The following is an 18,192-nucleotide window of genomic DNA, read 5'->3' as shown; positions in this document are numbered from 1 at the left end:
TCGTGTTTACCCATTGATTTTTCCATTTCACGACAAAAACAAAAAAAGGATAAAAGATTCTGTCCATATTTGTCTATATGAAGAAAAACAGGATAGTAATGATCGTTACCGTTTTTACGGTTCTTCTATATACCGGTCTTATCATCGGGTGGCATTTGTATACCCCTTATGAAGATCTTACTATCCAGGCTCCCGGTGCCGACAATCGTCCCGAAGGAACCGCCCGGAAGGCCGACGATGTGTTGATCGGTGAATTCTTTATGAAGTATGAAGAGGGTGCCGACATGGGTTCCCTGACAGGGAAATGGAATAGTTTCCGGGGAGAGCAAACCAACAATATCATTCAGACAAACGATATCATTCATACGGGCGAAGAGGCATACCCTGAGATGTGGAGCATAGAGACAGGGGAAGGGCATGCCGCTCCCGTTATCTATAACGGCAGGGTCTACCTATTGGATTACAATGAACAGCTCAACTCAGACGCTCTCCGTTGTTTCTCTTTAGAAACGGGACAAGAACTATGGCGCCGCTGGTATCGTGTACCGATCAAGCGCAATCATGGTTTCTCGCGTACGGTTCCGGCCATTGGCGATGATTATATCATCACCATCGGCCCCGAAGGACATGTGATGTGTTGCGATCCGGTGACAGGCGACATGAAATGGTCGCTCGATATGCAAAAAGAATACAAAACGGAAGTTCCCTTCTGGTACACCGGCCAATGCCCACGGGTAGACAACGGTGTAGTTATCCTGGCTCCTGCCGGCGAAGAGGTCTTATTGACCGGGCTCGACTGCCAGACAGGAGAAACGCTTTGGACTACGCCCAACACATTGAAATATAAAATGTCGCACTCTTCCGTCATGCCGATGATGCTCGGCGGCAAGAGTACCTATGTTTATATAGGCGTAGGCGGTGTATGCGGCGTGTCGGCAGAGGAAAATGACCGGGGCACTCTTTTGTGGAACACCTCCAAATGGCAGCCTTCGGTCGTAGCTCCTTCCCCACTCCAGGTCTCCCAAAATCAGATCTTTTTGGTAGCCGGTTACGGCACCGGAGGCGCACTTTTGCAGGTCGACCGTTCGGGCAACGCATGGACGGCTACGGTGACCGACCAGTACAAACCCAATGAAGGTTTATCCAGCGAGCAACAGACACCGATATTCTACAACAATATGATCATCAGCGTGATGCCAAAAGATGGAGGCGGGCATCGGGGCAAATTGGTCTGTTATTCTCCTTCCAACCTGCGCTCGCCCATCTGGACATCGGCTGCCGACGAACGTTTCGGCCTCGGTCCTTACCTGATGATCAACAACCATCTCTTTGTTTTCAAAGACGATGGAGAACTCTATGTGTATGAAGTCGGCCAACGAGATTTAAAACTACTTAAGAAGCAACGCATCATGGACGGCGCCGATGCCTGGGGGCCCTTAGCCTATGCCGACGGACGGCTGATCGTCAGGGATGCCCATGTGGTTAAATGTCTTAAAATCGGATAGGATGAAGAAGAATACAATATCACGAAAAGAGTTTTTTCAGCTTTGCGGCTCGATCCTGGCAGGTGGCAGCATATTGGGCGTTTCGGCTCTGTTGCTGACGAAAAGGGGAAACCCCAACCTGGCGGAGGTGGGGACAGCATCCTCGCGTGAAACAACCGGGACATCACCCTATCGACAGGTGTCGGCATTCACGGTGCCCGATCCGATTGAAGCCTTTGAGTTGTATGACGACAAATTAATCGCCGCCGCTGCCGGTCTGCTCTATATCTATGCACAGGATGGCGCCTTATTGAATAACTTTATCATAGACAGTCACCTGCGCGATATCGCTGTGGCAAACGGATTGATCTACCTCCTGTTTCCTACCCGTATCGAAGTGTACAACGAATCCGGTGACGCTATACGCAACTGGGAAGCCTGTAGCGATGAGTCCGACTACTGCTCTTTGGCAGTCACCCCCGAAGCTGTTTTCGTCACGGATGCAGCCGCGAAGAATATCTGCCAATACACATTGGAAGGCGGTTTCCGGAGGTTTATTCAAAGCCCTAATCGCTTTATCATTCCCAGCTATTCGTTTGATATCACCTATGCCGATGGCGTGATCTATTGTTCCAACTCCGGACGTCATCAGATAGAAAGCTACACCGTCGACGGTGAATATATCGCCGCCTTCGGGCAGGCAGGAGATGCGGCGGGCATGTTCTGCGGATGCTGTAATCCGGCTCGTTTAGCCTACACCGCTTCCGGCGAGCTTATCACTTCCGAAAAAGGGAATCCGCGCATCAGTTGTTACAGCCCTGACGGAGAGTTCCGGAGCGTTCTTCTCGACAGCAAGGCCCTCGGAGGAGGCAATGTGGCATACGATGTAAAAGTACAAGACGACAAACTATTCATTGCCGGAAAAAACAAGATATCCACCTTCCGGTACGATAACACCCTGGCCGCAAAAACAGCCTGTTCCGTCTGCGGAGTAAACAATTGCCCGCTGCGAAAAGGACTAACAATATAATATGTAACTCTGTGTAACAGAGAGAAGATAAGTGTTCTTTGACATATTGGTTTACACGTTTTATTCGTATCTTTGTTGTTGGTAACCAAACTTACAACGAAGATTATGGATAGAATAGAACTGGAAGCAAAAAAAGCCATGCTGGCACGCGAAATACTCAATACGGAGAACGAGGAGCTGTTGAATGACATCATTTCTTTATTGATTAAATATGAAGGAGATAGAAATAACTCTTTCTATAAACATAAAGATATTATATCGACATTACAGGAACCGATGACTGTTTTGGATGCAAAAGACTTGGATTTGGATTCAGAAGAACTGGAGAGTATAATAGATAATTTACCTTTCGAGCGTATTCCCGGTCTCCCCTATACCCATGAGGAGCGTATGGCTTCCTTGCGGAGAGCGGAAGAGCAACATCGGCTTGGACTCTTTATTTCTTCTGATGAACTTGATGAAGAAATGAAATCATGGTAGTCTATTGGGAGTCTGAAGCACTTGATAATTTGAAGGATATTTTCCTTTATCATCGAAAAAATGCAGGTACACGAATTGCCCGTAAAATAAGAGATGAGATTAAGTTAACAGCCGATAAGTTGGGTCGTTTCCCTTCTTTAGGAATGATTGTGGAAGAAACAGGAAGCCATATTACATATCGCTCAATACTTGCATATAAGCATTACAAACTATATTATCATACAAATAATACAGGTGTCTTTATCTCTGCAGTTTGGGACACCCGGCAGGATCCATTGAAACTAGAACAGTTTCTTGAGCAGTAATCCCATTCTTCATACCAAACAAAAACGTGTAAACCCATATCCAAAGTTTACACGTTTTTTTTGTGTGTGATTATGAAGCAAAAGAACGAACATAAAAACAGCCCCATAGCACGCCGGAGGTTTCTGCGGCTGTTCGGGTCGGCAGTGGCAGGGGGAAGCATCCTGGCTGTTACCGGCGGGCTGATAGGGAAAGCACGGGGAGAAGAGGCTAGCCTTTACTGGCAGATCGACCCGCAGAAGTGTACCCAGTGCGGACGCTGCGAGACTCATTGCGTATTGCCTATATCGGCCGTGAAATGTATCCATGCCAATAAAGTATGCGGGTACTGCGATTTGTGTGGCGGCTATTATCGTTCCAACGTCAAGGAACTCAATACGGCTGCCGAAAACCTGATGTGTCCGACAGGAGCCATCACACGCAAATATGTGGAAGATCCCTATTTTGAATATACGATCAACGAAGACCTCTGCAACGGCTGCGGAAAATGTGTGAAAGGCTGCAGTTCGTTCGGAAACGGTTCGCTCTACCTGCAGATCAAGTGTGATCTGTGTACCGATTGCAACGAATGTAAGATTGCCACCGTATGCGCATCGAATGCCATCACGCGTGTGCCGTTGAGCGTTGCCTATAAACTAAAGGACTCATGATGAAAAAGATTTTTACCTCCATATTCCTCTTACTGCCTACACTAGCTATGGCACAGAACAGGTTTCCCAAACCCGATTTTGAGTCGGGATACCAATACCCGGATATGACCTATCCTATCCCGGATGAGGCCTTGTGGACTGCGGTCGACATTTTTCTCCTCATCGCATTGATGAGCTTTGTGGCATGGGCAGTCATCCGAAAGCGCACCCGCAAACCCATTATCTGGGTGTCTATTATCTCGGTCGCTTATTTCGGTTTTTTTCGCAGCGGATGCGTTTGTAGCATAGGTTCTATTCAGAATGTGGCATTGGCATTGGTCGACAACAGCTACATTTTACCCATATCCGTTTTCTTATTCTTTATGCTTCCGGTGGTGTTTGTCTTTCTTTTCGGCCGGGTGTTCTGTGCCGGCGTATGTCCGTTCGGCGCCTTGCAGGAATTGGTCAATCTAAAAAACTACCGATTGCCGAAAGCCGTCACAACGGCACTGGGCATGATTCCCTGGATCTACCTCATTTTTGCCCTATTGTATGCCGTCACCCGCAGCAGCTTTATCATCTGCCGTTTTGACCCTTTTATCGGCATATTCCGCCTGGGCGGAGATATTGGGCTTATCCTTTTCGGTGTTTTATTGTTGGTCACTTCTGTTTTTATCGGAAGACCGTTCTGCCGTTTTCTTTGCCCATACGGTGCGCTGTTGAGCCTCTTCTCGCGTGTATCGATCTGGAAAGTGGAGATCACCCAAAAGCCCTGCATCAATTGTGAGCTTTGCCATCATGCCTGCCCGGTGGATGCCATCCGGGCGCCCTACGACAATAAAGTGAAAGAGACCCGCCTGGAGGGAGTGAAACGAATTATGCACTACTGCATCGTCCTGCCGTTGATCATTGCCGTCGGGGCTTTTCTGATGCAGTCGTTCAGTGGCCAGCTTAGCCGGGTGCATAAAGAGGTGAAACTCTATGATATGGTGATGCAACACGAAGCCGATCCGCAGGATATCCTCTCGGTAGAGCTCGAAGCTTTCTACGGGCAGGGAGGCACATTGGAAGAGCTAACGGAAGCATACAACGCGGTGCAGGCTGATTTCAGACTCTATGCCGCGATTGCCGGGGCATTGATCGGGTTGGTGATCGGCCTAACCTTGATAAGCCTCTCCCTCAAACGCACCCGCACACTCTATGAGATAGATCATGCCGCCTGCGTAGCCTGTGGCAAATGTTTCAGCTATTGTCCGCAAAATAAAATATGAACATGAAGAAAGCGATTCTCAGAAATATAGCCATTGTTTCGGCCATCTTTATTGTCACCTTCTCGATTATGTTGATCACCAACTATTTCCAGGTGAGAGGCACCACCCCTCTGCAGGCGGAGGTGGTAGAGACATTGAAGGCATTGAACGACCAACAGGCCGGTAATCCGGCTCTGCAGCAGCAGATCCGCCAACTCGATCTATTGGCGCGGAAAGCCTATTTCGTGCGGATGGATCATCTGATGACAGGTGTTTATATCCTGTTGGGTATGTTGGCGGTATTTATTGTTTCTGCCCGTTTCTATTTTGCCCATGAGAAAGAGATCCCCGGCAAAGAGATCGACCCGATCGATGAATGGGCTATTAAAACGCAAGCCCGGAAATATGTTGTCTGGGCAGCGGTCGGACTGGCGGCTATCGCACTTGTTATGGTAGTGATGACTTCTCCTTATCTTCAGAAACCACCAAGTGGGGAAGAAAACAAAGAGACCGAGATGATCGTTCAGGCAGTGGATACCGATGAGCAGGCGATGGTTCAGGAGGTAGCAGCAGAAGAAATTACGCCGGATGTTCCGGCGGAGGAAGAAGAGAATGAAATCATAACAGAAGAGACTACCTCTCAGGATATAGAAGCTGAAGCGGCAGAAGCACCCGTCGAAGCAGCTCCGCAGCCTGTTATCTCCAAAGTGACCCATCATGCCTTCCGTGGGAATCAGTCCAACGGCATTTCGTCGGCAAAAGGCCTGCCGGCACGATGGGATCTCAGCAATGGAACTCATATTGCCTGGCGACAGGAGGTGCCGCGTAGGGGATATAACTCCCCCGTGATAAGCGGAAACCGGGTATTCTTCTCCGGTGCGGATGAAGAGGCGCGCGAGCTTTATTGCTATGATCTCACCACAGGTAAAAAACTATGGACGCTGGCTGCTGCCAATATTCCGGGTTCACCGGCACAGATGCCTCAGACAACGGAAGACACCGGGCTGGCAGCCTCAACGGTGGCTACCAACGGAAACCAGGTCTGCGCTATCTTTGCCACAGGCGATATCATCTGTGCCGATATGGAAGGCAAGCAACTCTGGGCCAAAAACCTGGGCGTTCCCGATAATCACTACGGATATGCCTCCTCCCTGCTTATTTTCGGTCAGACGGTTATCGTGCAATACGACAACCGAAACACCCCGAAAGTCATGGCATTCGACCTGGCTACGGGGGCGGAACGGTGGAGTAAAAACCGCACGGAGAAAGTAACCTGGAGCTCTCCAATCATAGCTTCCGTAGGCAACACTTCGCAACTGGTATTGATGGGGAATCCGGCTATTACGGGTTATAACCCCCAAACCGGCGAACAACTCTGGCGGGTAGAATGCCTTAGCGGCGAGGTAGGCTCCAGCGCCTGCAGTGCCAACGGTATTATCTTCGGTGCAAGCGAATATGCCAAATTGGTAGCTATCAATGGAGCCGACGGAAGCGTCCTTTGGGAAAGCAGCGAATACCTGCCGGAAGTGTCCAGTCCCGTTGCCACCAAAGACAACCTCTACCTGGCAACCAGCTACGGGGTGGTCGTCTCCTTCGATACACAAACGGGGGAACTGCGTAAGGAACACGAACTAAACACCGAATTCTATTCTTCCCCGGTCATAGCAGAAGGTAAAATATACCTGTTCAGTAACGACGGAAAGATGCATATATTCTCCGCCAACGACGAGTTCAACCTGATCGATTCGTTTGAAACCGGGGAGAGAACCTTTGCGACTCCTGCCTTTACCGATGGTAAGATTGTCGTGCGGACTGAAAAGAGTATTTATTGTGTATCAGCAAATTAATATGGCTTGCAATTGCGAAAATAATATAACCGTTGGGACGCAATGTTTGACGGATCAACAAAATGCAGAGACGCAATGCATTGCGTCTCTGCAACAAATCGATGCCATCATCGATCGTATCGGCACATCGCGACAGGTTATTATTCCTTTGTTGCAGGCCTTGCAGGAGGAATTCAGCTACCTGCCGTCGGAGGCGATCGAGCGCATCTATGAACGGACAGAGATCGACCGGGCGCAACTCATCAGCGTCTCTACCTTCTATTCCCAGTTCCGCCATATCCCTTACGGGAAACACCTGATCAAAGTATGTACCGGAACGGCCTGCCATGTGAAAGGTGCCGGCAATGTGTATGATTCTTTCCGGCGCGAACTGAAAATGGAAGAGGATTCCATTACCACTTCCGATCAACTCTTCTCCATCGAAAAGATAGCCTGCCTGGGCTGCTGCACGTTAGCGCCCGTGGTACAGATCGACGAAAAGATATATGGCCATGTGCTCCCCGGAAAGGTGAACGAGGTGATCGAAGATTTCCTGGCAACACAAGAAAACGCAGAGACGCAACGCATTGCGTCTCGACCGCAGATTTTTGCCGGCGAGATACGTCTTGGCATGGGTTCATGCTGTCAGGCAAGCGGATCGGCGGATATTTATAAAGAACTGCAAACAGCCTCCAACGATCTGGCTATCGATGTTAATATCAAACCGGTCGGCTGTGTCGGCGTATGCAACAAAGTGCCTCTGATCGATGTGGTATTGCCCGACGGGACAATCACCCGCTATCCCAACGTAAAGGCAACCGAAATAAAAGAGATACTGCACCATCATTTCAAACCGGCCGGACGGTTGAAACGATTGAAGAACAACCTGTTCAATCATATAGACACCTTCCATACGGATATAACCTGGGACAATGTGATCTGGAAGCCGGAAGAGGAACGAACCGGTGTGATCGATAGCTTTCTTAACGGACAGAAACATATCTCCACCGAGGGATATGGATTTCTTGCTCCATTGAATATCGAGGAATATATCGGACACGGTGGTTTCAAAGGGCTCCATAAAGTGCTTTCAACTCCCGACAGACAAGAGGTGATAAACAATATCCTTGCCAGTGGTATCCGCGGCCGTGGTGGTGGCGGGTTTGCAACAGGGAAGAAATGGGAAATCGTTGCCGCCTCCGGTCAAAAAGAGAAATATGTTATCTGCAACGGCGATGAGGGCGACCCCGGTGCCTTTATGGATCGGATGATGCTGGAGTCCTATCCGTTTCGTATCATTGAAGGTATGCTTATCGCAGGTTATGCGGTAGGAGCTAATAAGGGTATCTTCTATATCCGCGCCGAATATCCGCTGGCGGTAACGCGTATCCGAAAAGCTATCGAATTATGCCGCGAGCGGAACCTGATTGGCGAACGCATTGCCGGAAGTGATTTCTCGTTTGATATCTCCATATTCGAGGGAGCCGGGGCATTTGTCTGCGGGGAAGAAACGGCTTTGATCGCTTCTATCGAAGGAGAACGCGGGTTTCCCAAACAACGTCCGCCCTACCCCGCCGTAGAAGGTTTGCATGGTAAACCCACGCTTGTGAATAATGTGGAGACATTGAGTCAGATTCCCTATATTATCCGTAACGATATTGATCACTATACTAAAATAGGTACTGAAAGTAGTAAAGGCACCAAAGTGTTTGCCCTAGCCGGAAAGATCCGCCACGGCGGACTGATTGAAGTGCCTATGGGTATCACACTGAATCAGATTATCGAAGAGATCGGCGGTGGCGTAGAAGGCGGCGAGAAACTAAAAGCCGTACAGATCGGTGGCCCGTCGGGCGGGTGCATCCCGGCTCATCTTTGCGATGTGCAGGTCGACTTCGACGCTTTCAACCAGATGGGCGCCATGATGGGATCGGGCGGATTGGTGGTATTAAGTGAAAATGATTGCATGGTCGATATGGCACGCTACTTCCTGAGCTTCACCTGCGACCAGTCGTGCGGCAAATGCACCTTCTGTCGGGTAGGGATCCGCCGGATGCTCGATATGCTGGACAAAATATGTAGCGGAAAAGCCTCCATGGAAGATATTGACAAACTGGAGGAACTGGCTTTGAACGTAAAGAAATCATCTCTTTGCGGACTGGGCAAAACAGCCCCGAATCCGGTTCTTACCACGTTGAAATACTTCCGCCATGAATACGAAGAGCATGTGAACGGCCTTTGTAAAACAGGCACCTGCAAAGAGATGGTACACTATGTGGTTACCGATGATTGTATTGGCTGCACCAAATGCGCCAAAGCCTGTCCGGTGAACGCCATTCCTTATACTCCTTATGAGATACATACGATAAACGTACAGGATTGTGTATTATGTGGTCTTTGTATCGATGAATGCAGTTACGATGCCATTAAAAAGGTTCCATTATGCAGATAACAATAAACAATATACCGGTAGAGATCCGGGAAGGCGAAACCATCCTGGAGGCAGCGCGGCGCATAGGATATACCATTCCATCCCTTTGTTATGCCCCGGGGGCACGCCACAAGTCATCCTGCATGGTATGCGCTGTCAGAAACAGTGCCAACGGGCAGGTAATCCCTTCTTGCACCACCTACCCGACCGACGGCATGCAGATAGATACGGAGAGTGATGAGGTGAAACTGATACGCACCCTTTCGCTCGAACTCTTATTAAGCGACCACAAAGCCGATTGCGAAGCGCCCTGTTCGATGGTTTGCCCGAAAGGATTAGATGTGGAACGTATGCTCAGCCATTACGATGCCGGAGATCACGAAAAGGCCTATCAGCTTATTGCATCTGCTTTTGCACTTCCTGAAATAGGCTGCGACAACTGTAAAGTCCCTTGTGAAAAGGCATGTCGAAGGGGATCGATCGATACGTCGGTTTCGATACGGGCGATTATCAAAGAGGTGGTAGAAAAAACTATCCTCAGCTCCCCTCCTTCCCAAGGAGGGGGTGGACCGTCGCTTGCGACGGTGGGGTGGTTAGACAACTCGGTGAAGAATGACAAAAACACCTTCTATTCCCGCCTGGGCAGATTCACTCCCAAAGAGAAGGAGCGACTGAAAGAAACAGTCACCACCCCATCCCGCTGCCTGCATTGCGCCTGTGCCGGACGCTCGGGTTGCAAACTGCGCCTCTACGCCACCACCGAAGGGATCAAGCGTCCACGCTACGATGCCTCTTCTACCCTTCCGGTAATGAAGAAACAACATATCGCCGGAGACCTGTGGTTTGAACAGGCAAAATGTATTCGTTGCGGCCTCTGTGTCTACAATAGCGACAACGGCTTTACCTTCAAGGATCGGGGATTTGGTATGCAAGTCGTCTTGCCGGAAGAGAACCGCGGAAACATCCGCCGGGAACTGGCGGATTTATGCCCCACCGGAGCCATTTACTTAAAACAACAAGCCAAATGAAACAGCTACTATCCATATTTATAATCTGTCTATTGATTGCCTGCACGTCCGGAACCGAATCTTCCGATTCGGGCAGTATGGACTGGAAACTTTTCCGGGGCGACCCTGCGTTGAGCGGACATACCGAGACATCTCTTCCTTCGAAACCGGTATTGAAATGGACCTACAAAGGAGAAGCCCGTACTGTTTCTTCGCCTATCGTAGATAACGGCACTACCTATTGGAGCGATAAAAGAGGACATATAAAAGGAGTTGATATAAATGGGCAATTATGCTTCGATTACGATCTCAAAACAGCCGTGGAAGCGACTCCCATGATCTACGATTCAACGCTCTATATCGGGCGAATCGATGGCTTTATGACAGCCATCTCACTCGCTCGGAAAGAGACTCTTTGGAATTATGAAACGGAAGGACAGATATCCGCTTCGCCCAATCTGTTGAAGTTTGCCGACCGGAAAGCGATTGTGTTCGGCAGTTATGATAATTGGCTCTATTGTCTCGACGCAAAGACAGGCGAAGTACTAAATAGATTCGAGTCGGGCTATTACCTCAACGGCGCTGCCGCCTTGTGGAAAAACCATGTCATATTCGGGGGATGCGATGCCTGGGTGCGCATTATCGATTGCAAAACGGGCACCCAGACCGACTCCTTGCAGCTGGAAGCCTACGTGCCGGCCTCTCCGGCTATCATGGGCGATTATTGCTACATCGGCGATTACTCCGGAAACATTTACAAATTAATGCTTGAAAACGGGAAGATCATTCGACACAAAAAGATTATATCCGAAGACAGCGAAAACGCATCGTTCGTCTCTGTCCCGGCCATCTCAAGTGATGCCTTCTACTTCTTTTCCGGCGACAGGTATCTACATGCCATCAGCCGTATAAACGGAAAATTGAACTGGAAGTATATGTTGAAAGGGAATGTAGGCGAAAGCTCTCCGGTGGTATGCAAGGACAAGATACTTGTATGCACCAAGACGGGCATCGTCTCTATCCTGAATGCTGACAATGGCGAATTGCTTTGGGAATACGATACCGGCGAACAGATTGTCGGATCGCCTGCCGTTATCAAGGATCATTTCATGATATTAACAGCAAAGGGGACATTACTTTGCTTTGGAAAAGAAAATAAATAATTTATCACACTATGCCATTAGTCCAATTATCCAATATACAGAAAAGCTATCGCGACGGTGAAAACCGGTTGAATCATGTGCTTCGTGATGTGAATATGGAGATAGAAAAGGGCGAATTTGTAGCCATCAAAGGTCGCTCCGGTTCCGGCAAAACGACCTTATTGTCCATTCTGGGCACGCTATTGCCGGCCGATTCGGGTAGTTACCGATTGAACGGATTCGAAATGAAGACAGCCATGGTGAACCATGCGGAAATAAGAAACAGGCAGATAGGTTTCGTCTTTCAGGATCATCGCCTGATGCCACAGCTTACCGCCTTGGAAAACATCTTACTACCTACGTTGGCAACCAAAGCGAAAGCGACGGCAGAAGAGACCGACTATGCCCGCCAACTGATGGAAATAACCCGGATCGCATCCGTAGCCAAGCAGTATCCACATACCTTATCGGGCGGAGAAGCAAGCCGTGTAGCCGTTTGCCGCGCCTTGATGATGAAGCCTTTACTGTTATTAGCCGACGAACCGACCGGACAACTCGATACAGAGAACGCCCGGAACATGGCCGGTCTGTTGACCGAGATCAACAAAAGCCTGCAAACAACCATTGTGATGGTGACCCATTCGGATGAGACATCGGCCGCTGCCCATCGTACGTTTACATTAAAAGAAGGCATCCTGCAATGAATCTCTCCAGACTGATACGAGCCAATATCTCTTTTTTCACCCGCTATTACCGACTGGTGGCCATCGCGGTATTGATTACTGTTGCCGTTATGGTCGGTAGTCTGGTGGTAGGCGATTCGGTGCGCACGACGCTTGTCAACAGAGTAAATGAGCGGTTGGGCGATACGGAAACCATTATCTTCTCCCGAAATTCATTTATGGACGAAGCCTGGCTGGATGCCTCGCTTTGGGGAGAGTCGGCCAAAGGCTTTCTACTTACCAACGGGTTTATCGCTCAAAATGGCAAACTAATCCCGGTTTTTGTGTGGGGAACCGACGAATATTCACTCGCCAAAGGAACCGCCAAGCCCAATCAGGCATTGGCAAAAGAGCTGGGCGGAGAGGCTATTTCAACAATCATACTCCGCTTGCCGGCTACGGGGCTGATACCTTCGGGATCGCTATTTGTTACAGAGAATTATACCACCAGCCTCCGCTTAGACTTCGGAGGCATTGTCGAGGCAGAAGAGGGAGGGAATCTCAGTATGAAGAATGAGCAGACCATCCCATTCAATCTGTTTGTGAACCGTGAAGAGCTGGCCGAGGCCATGGAGACCGTCGGAAAAATAAACCTGATACTTACGCCTAAAGAAATCACATCCGACGAACTGAACCACGAATGGAATTACCGTATGTCCGGATTGTCTGTCAACCCCCGGGAAGGCTTCACGGAAATCCTCTCCGACCGTGTCTTCCTGCCCGAAGAGGTGACCAGTACTATTATGAGGGAGAACACCGGAACCAACCGCCTGTTTTCCTATCTGGCCAATTCCATCGAGCGGGAGGGCGTGTCTGTTCCTTATTCCTTCGTGACGGCGATGGATCGCTTTCAGGGTGAAACCTTAGGGAAAGAGGAGATCATCCTTTCGGACTACACGGCCAAACGCTTGCAAGCCAAACCCGGCGACCATATCGAGGTGAGCTATTTTGTTTCACAAGATCTGAAAACCCTGGTGACCCAAAAGGTGAAGTTACGCGTAAAAGAGATCGTTCCGCTTGCCGCCCTGCAGGAAGATAAGACCCTGAGCGCCGACTTCCCCGGCCTGTCGGATGTTGAACGGTGTACAGACTGGGACAGTGACCTGCCGATCGATATGGACCGGATCACCGATGAAGATGAAAAATATTGGGAACTCTATCGGACTACTCCGAAAGCAATTATTGCCTACGATGCCATAGCGACCGATTGGAGCAATGCCTATGGCAATGCAACCGCCCTGCGAATCAACGATACGAGCCCCGTATTATCGGCGCTTCGTGCCGAGATGTTCGGCATTCAGGTGATTCATCCGCGTGAAACGGGACTTTACGCCGCAAAAAACGGTGTTGACTTTGCCAGTTTGTTCCTGGCATTGGGCTTCTTTATCATTGTGTCGGCCATACTGTTGATGTTTGTTCCGCTCTCCGAGATGCTCTGGCAACGGCGAGAAGAGATAGCCCTGTTGCAATCGCTGGGCTTTAGCCGCCAACGGATTTCCCGGATACTTTGGAGGGAAGCGGCACCGGTTGTCTTATTATCCTCCTTAGTGGGTGTCATCGCCGGACTATTATATACCACCCTGATCATGTGGTTGCTTGGAAACGTATGGAAAGGAGCCACCCATACGGATGGTTTTGCCGTGTATCCCGGGGCGATGACTATCCTTATCGGGTTTATTATAGGCGTTGCCCTTTCCTTGGGATTATTGTGGTGGCGAATCAAAAAAACCGTTGTGCCCACCGCGTCCATCGTAGAGACGCAATGCATTGCGTCTCTACCGTCGTCACCATCACCATCACCATCGTCACTGTCGTCACCATCACCATCGTCACTGTCGTCACCGTCACCATCGTCACCACCCCGCACCGCACGGGCACAATACATGGCATCCTTATTGGCCATTGGCATGATCGTGATCAATCTGTTCTTCCTGCACAATGTTATTCTTTTTGTGGTGGCGGGAGTTATACTAATCGGAACCGCTGCCTTATGGGGCGACTACCTGATTCGCCGAAACGGATCCGCCTCAACGGCCCACTTCCACGCCGGCAAAATGATCTGGAGCGCCCTGTTGGCTAACCGCAAACAGGCGTTATTATCCTTTTTTGCCCTTTCGACCGGCGTATTTATTGTCTTCTCGGTCGGTCTCAACCGCAAAGGTTTTGCCGATAGCTCGCAGATACGAACCGGCACCGGCGGCTATTCCCTCTGGTGCGAAAGCAGCGTCCCCGTATATCATAATATGACAACAGCGGCAGGAAAAGAAAAACTATCGCTGACCGGACTGCCGGGGGATGCGCAAATCCTGCAATGTCTCCGTTACGGGGCAGACGACGCGAGCTGCCTGAACCTGAACAGGGTCACCACCCCGACCGTATTGGGTGTCGATATGAATGGCTTACTGGAAAGCGATTTCCAGATCGAACAAAACATCTGGTCAAGTGATAGAGATGAGGTTTTTGAACGTATGCAAACAACGACCGACTCGGTCTATCCGGCATTGATCGATGCAACCGTATTAACCTGGGGATTGATGATGAACCTCGGCGATACCCTCCATTATGAGAATGACCGGGGAGAAAGTATCGCCATACAATTGGCCGGCACACTCTCCAATTCCATTTTCCAGGGACATCTACTGGTTGACCGTCGCCATTTTTCACATATTTGGCCCGAAACAACGGGGAGCGAGGTGTTTCTGTTGAAAGTAAATGAAACGGAGAAAGAAGAGGTCAAAAACCTACTCTCACAGGCACTAAACGAATATGGCGTGCGGGTTTCGACTACCAACGACCGCCTCCGCCAGTTCAATACCGTAACAGACACCTACCTGACCATCTTCCTCACCTTGGGCGGATTAGGGCTTCTGTTGGGCATTATGAGCTTTATTATTGTCGTTCGTAAAAACCTCTCCATGCGCCGGCCGGAAATCGACCTGTACCGTACGCTAGGTTTTACCGACCTACAGATAGAAGAGCTTCTCTACCGCGAGAACCGGCTGGTTCCGCTGTACGCCATTGCCACCGGGGTGATAAGTTCGCTGGTTGGCGTAAGCCTCAACTTTGTGCATACAAGCGTATGGGTGTGGCTGCTTGCGGGACTCTTTGCCGCCTTTTTTGTAATAGGAGTGATTGTCTTTATCCGGAAATCTGTCCGGGAAATTCTTCAAGAATGAGACGATAAACGAAAAACACAAGTGTAAGCAAAAAGGGGATTTTGCTTTACAATATGATACGTTAAAAAGTGTTACTCCTGCGGGTAATTTTAAATACCCCTCCGTTTTCGGAAAAATTCTCGGGCGATTTTGACAAAATGATATTTCGCTCCGGATAATTTAATTAAATATTTACAAGATGAATGCACTACAAAAAATTAAATCAACAGACTTTCATTTGTCTGAAAGCGAAATAGTCGACCTGTTGCGTATAGAGGTTCTCAGCAAAGAATTCTTTGAATTGCTTGCCGTGTCCAACGATCGATCGCGGCAGAAATTCGGCAACCGCGGGTATGTGTTTACCCAGATCGGAATCAATGCCGAGCCCTGCCCGATCAATTGTAAGTTTTGCTCTATGGGAGCCGCCCATTACTCGATGGACTCTCAATGGGAAAAGACGGCCGGCGAGATCTGTTCACAACTGAACTGGTTGCAGGAGGGCTATTTCGACGATTTCTTTCTGATGACCACCGCTGATTATCCGCAGGATAAATTCCTATCGGTAGGCAAAGCCGTCAAACTGTTATTGCGAAAGGGGCAACGATTAGTAGCCAATATCGGTGATTTCGATCTGCAAACAGCTCTCCAACTGAAAGAGGCCGGATTTACCGGTGCCTACCATATCAACCGCCTGCGCGAAGGCATCGATACAATGGCCGATCCCAAAGAGCGCGAGGCAACCCTTCGCGCCATACAGGAGGCGGGGTTGGAGCTCTATTACTGTATCGAGCCGATAGGTCCCGAACATTCCTATGAAGAGATAACAGCCGAGATCCTTCGTGCCAAAGAATTGAATATCGGTGTGATGGCCGCCATGCGCCGTACAGCCGTGAAAGGGACTCCCTTGTATGAACAGGGACAAATATCCGCGCCCGAACTGACAAAGATTGTTGCCGTGACCAATCTCGTGGTCGATCCCTCCCGCGCCATGAACGTACATGAGCCCATCCAGGCCGCTCTTATGGCGGGTGTCAACCAATTATATGCCGAAGTAGGCGCCAATCCACGCGATACCGACAGCCACACCGAACAAAGCCGTGGCTTCACGCCTGCCGCTGCCTGGAATATGCTTAGGGAATTTGGCTATCTGCCGCCGGTAGATTGATTATCAGCCCCCTTTTCTTTTCGTTTTGCCCCTTCTTTTTTTCGCTTTAACGGGAAAGAGAAGGGGTTAAATTTGAATTTGTCCTATTTTTATCATAGCTATAAATCATTCCATTTACTAATTATAAATGCTTATTTATTATGAAAATTGACAAGGTTTCAGAAGAGATCGCTTCGGATCTGTTTAAACAGGGGATCGATTGTTCACAGATTGTGTTGGGATATGCCGCTGACAAAGCAGGTATAGATAGTGATGAGGCTCTCAGGGTCGCATCCGCCTTTGGAGGTGGCATGTGGGGTGGACGTACCTGTGGTTGTGTTACCGGCGCTTTAATGGCGTTGGGTCTGAAATATGGATACAGTGAACCAGGCGCAACAGATGAAAAGAACAGACTCCTTGCCAAAAAGATGGAATTCGAAAACAAGTTTGCGAAAGAGAACGGCAGTGTGGTGTGCAAAGAAATACTTGGTTACGACCTGAGCAACCCGGAAGAGATGAAGGTGATTATGGAAAAGAACCTTCTCTTCACCCTTTGCCCGAAGGTGGTATGTTCGGGCTGTAAGATACTGGATGAGGTTTTGTAGTTTACCGGCAAGCTATGTATAAAAGAATTGATGCCGCTTTCCAAAAAGCCCTTTCTGGCATGACACTCAGTAAGCCGGAGGTGGTAGCTTTGCTGGAGATCAATACCTCCTCGGATGCCTGTTCTTACTTACGAAAGAAAGCGGATGAGGCAGGACGATTGCTTACCGGCAACAAAGCATATATGTGGGGAGCCATCGGTCTCGATTATGCCCCATGTCCTGCCAACTGCGACTTCTGCTCCTTCGGCGAAGCCTGGGGACTGATTGAGACGGAAAAGATCTATACACTTCCTGCGATACTGGCAAAAGTAAAGGAATATGTAGACAACCAGGTTCATTTTATTGTATTGCGCACCACGCAGTATTATTCCTTAGACACACTGACGGATTATGTGCAGACGATTCGCCAGGAAGTCGCGGGCGATTACGAGATTGTTGTCAACGTAGGAGAGTTTGATCTTCCAACGGCCAATCGAATGCATGCACATGGCGTAGAGGGTGTGTATCATGCGATACGGCTTCGGGAGGGCGTGGATACCCGTTTCCAAACGAAAGAGCGGCTGGATACTTTGTCCGCCGTAAAACAATCGCCTCTAAAGCTAATTCATCTGGTGGAGCCGGTAGGCATAGAGCATAGTTATGAGGAGATAGCTAATCGGTTTCTGTGTTCGCTCGAATACGGGGTGTGTATCTCAGGTATTATGGCTCGGATCCCGGTGAAGGGCACCCCCTTGGGGGAAATGCCCCGGTTGAGCGATGAAGAAATTGCTAAAATGATTGCGGTACTACGCCTGTCGGGGGGCAAAACAGTAGAACATATATGTGTACATCCGGCGTCCGAACTGGCCATACAAAGCGGCGCCAATGTGGTGGTCATCGAAACGGGTGCTATTCCCAGAGATAAGGCATTGATCACAGGCAAATGGTTGAACTTCGATTATGTTGCCGCTAAAAGGTTTTTTGAAGAAAATGGATTTATAATATAAA

15 protein-coding genes are annotated in these 18,192 nt (G+C 49.2%); all 15 read left to right on the top strand.

The window, feature by feature from the left end; all coding sequences use genetic code 11:
* Positions 1 to 98 precede the first annotated feature (98 nt).
* A complete protein-coding gene (locus M2134_RS04825) occupies positions 99 to 1,505 on the top strand; it encodes a PQQ-binding-like beta-propeller repeat protein (RefSeq protein WP_280749924.1) in 1,407 nt (468 codons plus the stop codon).
* 1 nt (position 1,506) lies between these two features.
* Positions 1,507 to 2,514 (top strand): hypothetical protein, encoded by a 1,008-nt coding sequence (locus M2134_RS04820; protein WP_280749923.1) that lies wholly within the window; start codon positions 1,507 to 1,509, stop codon positions 2,512 to 2,514.
* 105 nt (positions 2,515 to 2,619) lie between these two features.
* On the top strand, positions 2,620 to 2,994 hold the full coding sequence (locus tag M2134_RS04815; RefSeq protein WP_280749922.1) for a hypothetical protein: 375 nt from the start codon (positions 2,620 to 2,622) through the stop codon (positions 2,992 to 2,994).
* Positions 2,988 to 3,299, top strand: a complete 312-nt coding sequence (locus M2134_RS04810) for a type II toxin-antitoxin system RelE/ParE family toxin (protein ID WP_280749921.1) — start codon at positions 2,988 to 2,990, stop codon at positions 3,297 to 3,299. Before M2134_RS04815 ends, M2134_RS04810 begins: the two co-directional genes overlap by 7 nt.
* 72 nt (positions 3,300 to 3,371) lie before the next feature.
* On the top strand, positions 3,372 to 3,947 hold the full coding sequence (locus M2134_RS04805; RefSeq protein WP_280749920.1) for a 4Fe-4S dicluster domain-containing protein: 576 nt from the start codon (positions 3,372 to 3,374) through the stop codon (positions 3,945 to 3,947).
* Complete coding sequence (locus M2134_RS04800; protein WP_280749919.1) at positions 3,944 to 5,197, top strand: 4Fe-4S binding protein; 1,254 nt, start codon at positions 3,944 to 3,946, stop codon at positions 5,195 to 5,197. Before M2134_RS04805 ends, M2134_RS04800 begins: the two co-directional genes overlap by 4 nt.
* A gap of 2 nt (positions 5,198 to 5,199) precedes the next feature.
* Complete coding sequence (locus tag M2134_RS04795) at positions 5,200 to 7,023, top strand: PQQ-binding-like beta-propeller repeat protein (RefSeq protein ID WP_280749918.1); 1,824 nt, start codon at positions 5,200 to 5,202, stop codon at positions 7,021 to 7,023.
* A 1-nt stretch (position 7,024) separates the two neighbouring features.
* Complete coding sequence (locus tag M2134_RS04790; RefSeq protein ID WP_280749917.1) at positions 7,025 to 9,451, top strand: NAD(P)H-dependent oxidoreductase subunit E; 2,427 nt, start codon at positions 7,025 to 7,027, stop codon at positions 9,449 to 9,451.
* Complete coding sequence (locus tag M2134_RS04785) at positions 9,442 to 10,458, top strand: 2Fe-2S iron-sulfur cluster-binding protein (protein WP_280749916.1); 1,017 nt, start codon at positions 9,442 to 9,444, stop codon at positions 10,456 to 10,458. The genes M2134_RS04790 and M2134_RS04785 overlap by 10 nt, the downstream gene beginning before the upstream one ends.
* Positions 10,455 to 11,600 carry a PQQ-binding-like beta-propeller repeat protein gene (locus tag M2134_RS04780; RefSeq protein ID WP_280749915.1) on the top strand — a complete coding sequence of 382 codons (1,146 nt, stop codon included), beginning with the start codon at positions 10,455 to 10,457 and terminating at the stop codon, positions 11,598 to 11,600. Before M2134_RS04785 ends, M2134_RS04780 begins: the two co-directional genes overlap by 4 nt.
* Positions 11,601 to 11,611: 11 nt before the next feature.
* Complete coding sequence (locus M2134_RS04775; protein WP_280749914.1) at positions 11,612 to 12,283, top strand: ABC transporter ATP-binding protein; 672 nt, start codon at positions 11,612 to 11,614, stop codon at positions 12,281 to 12,283.
* Positions 12,280 to 15,477, top strand: a complete 3,198-nt coding sequence (locus M2134_RS04770; RefSeq protein ID WP_280749913.1) for an ABC transporter permease — start codon at positions 12,280 to 12,282, stop codon at positions 15,475 to 15,477. Before M2134_RS04775 ends, M2134_RS04770 begins: the two co-directional genes overlap by 4 nt.
* Before the next feature lie 178 nt (positions 15,478 to 15,655).
* Positions 15,656 to 16,621: a radical SAM protein gene (locus M2134_RS04765; protein WP_280749911.1), complete on the top strand. Its 966-nt coding sequence runs from the start codon at positions 15,656 to 15,658 to the stop codon at positions 16,619 to 16,621.
* 140 nt (positions 16,622 to 16,761) lie between these two features.
* Positions 16,762 to 17,205, top strand: coding sequence for a C-GCAxxG-C-C family protein (locus tag M2134_RS04760; RefSeq protein WP_280749910.1), 444 nt, complete (start codon positions 16,762 to 16,764; stop codon positions 17,203 to 17,205).
* A gap of 14 nt (positions 17,206 to 17,219) precedes the next feature.
* Positions 17,220 to 18,191, top strand: a complete 972-nt coding sequence (locus M2134_RS04755) for a hypothetical protein (RefSeq protein ID WP_280749909.1) — start codon at positions 17,220 to 17,222, stop codon at positions 18,189 to 18,191.
* Position 18,192 lies beyond the last annotated feature (1 nt).

Origin of the sequence: Parabacteroides sp. PM6-13, assembly GCF_029892605.1 — a bacterium.
GTDB lineage: Bacteria > Bacteroidota > Bacteroidia > Bacteroidales > Tannerellaceae > QVMG01.
Note: the sequence above shows the minus strand (reverse complement) of the source record. Positions and strands in the feature narration are given on the sequence as shown.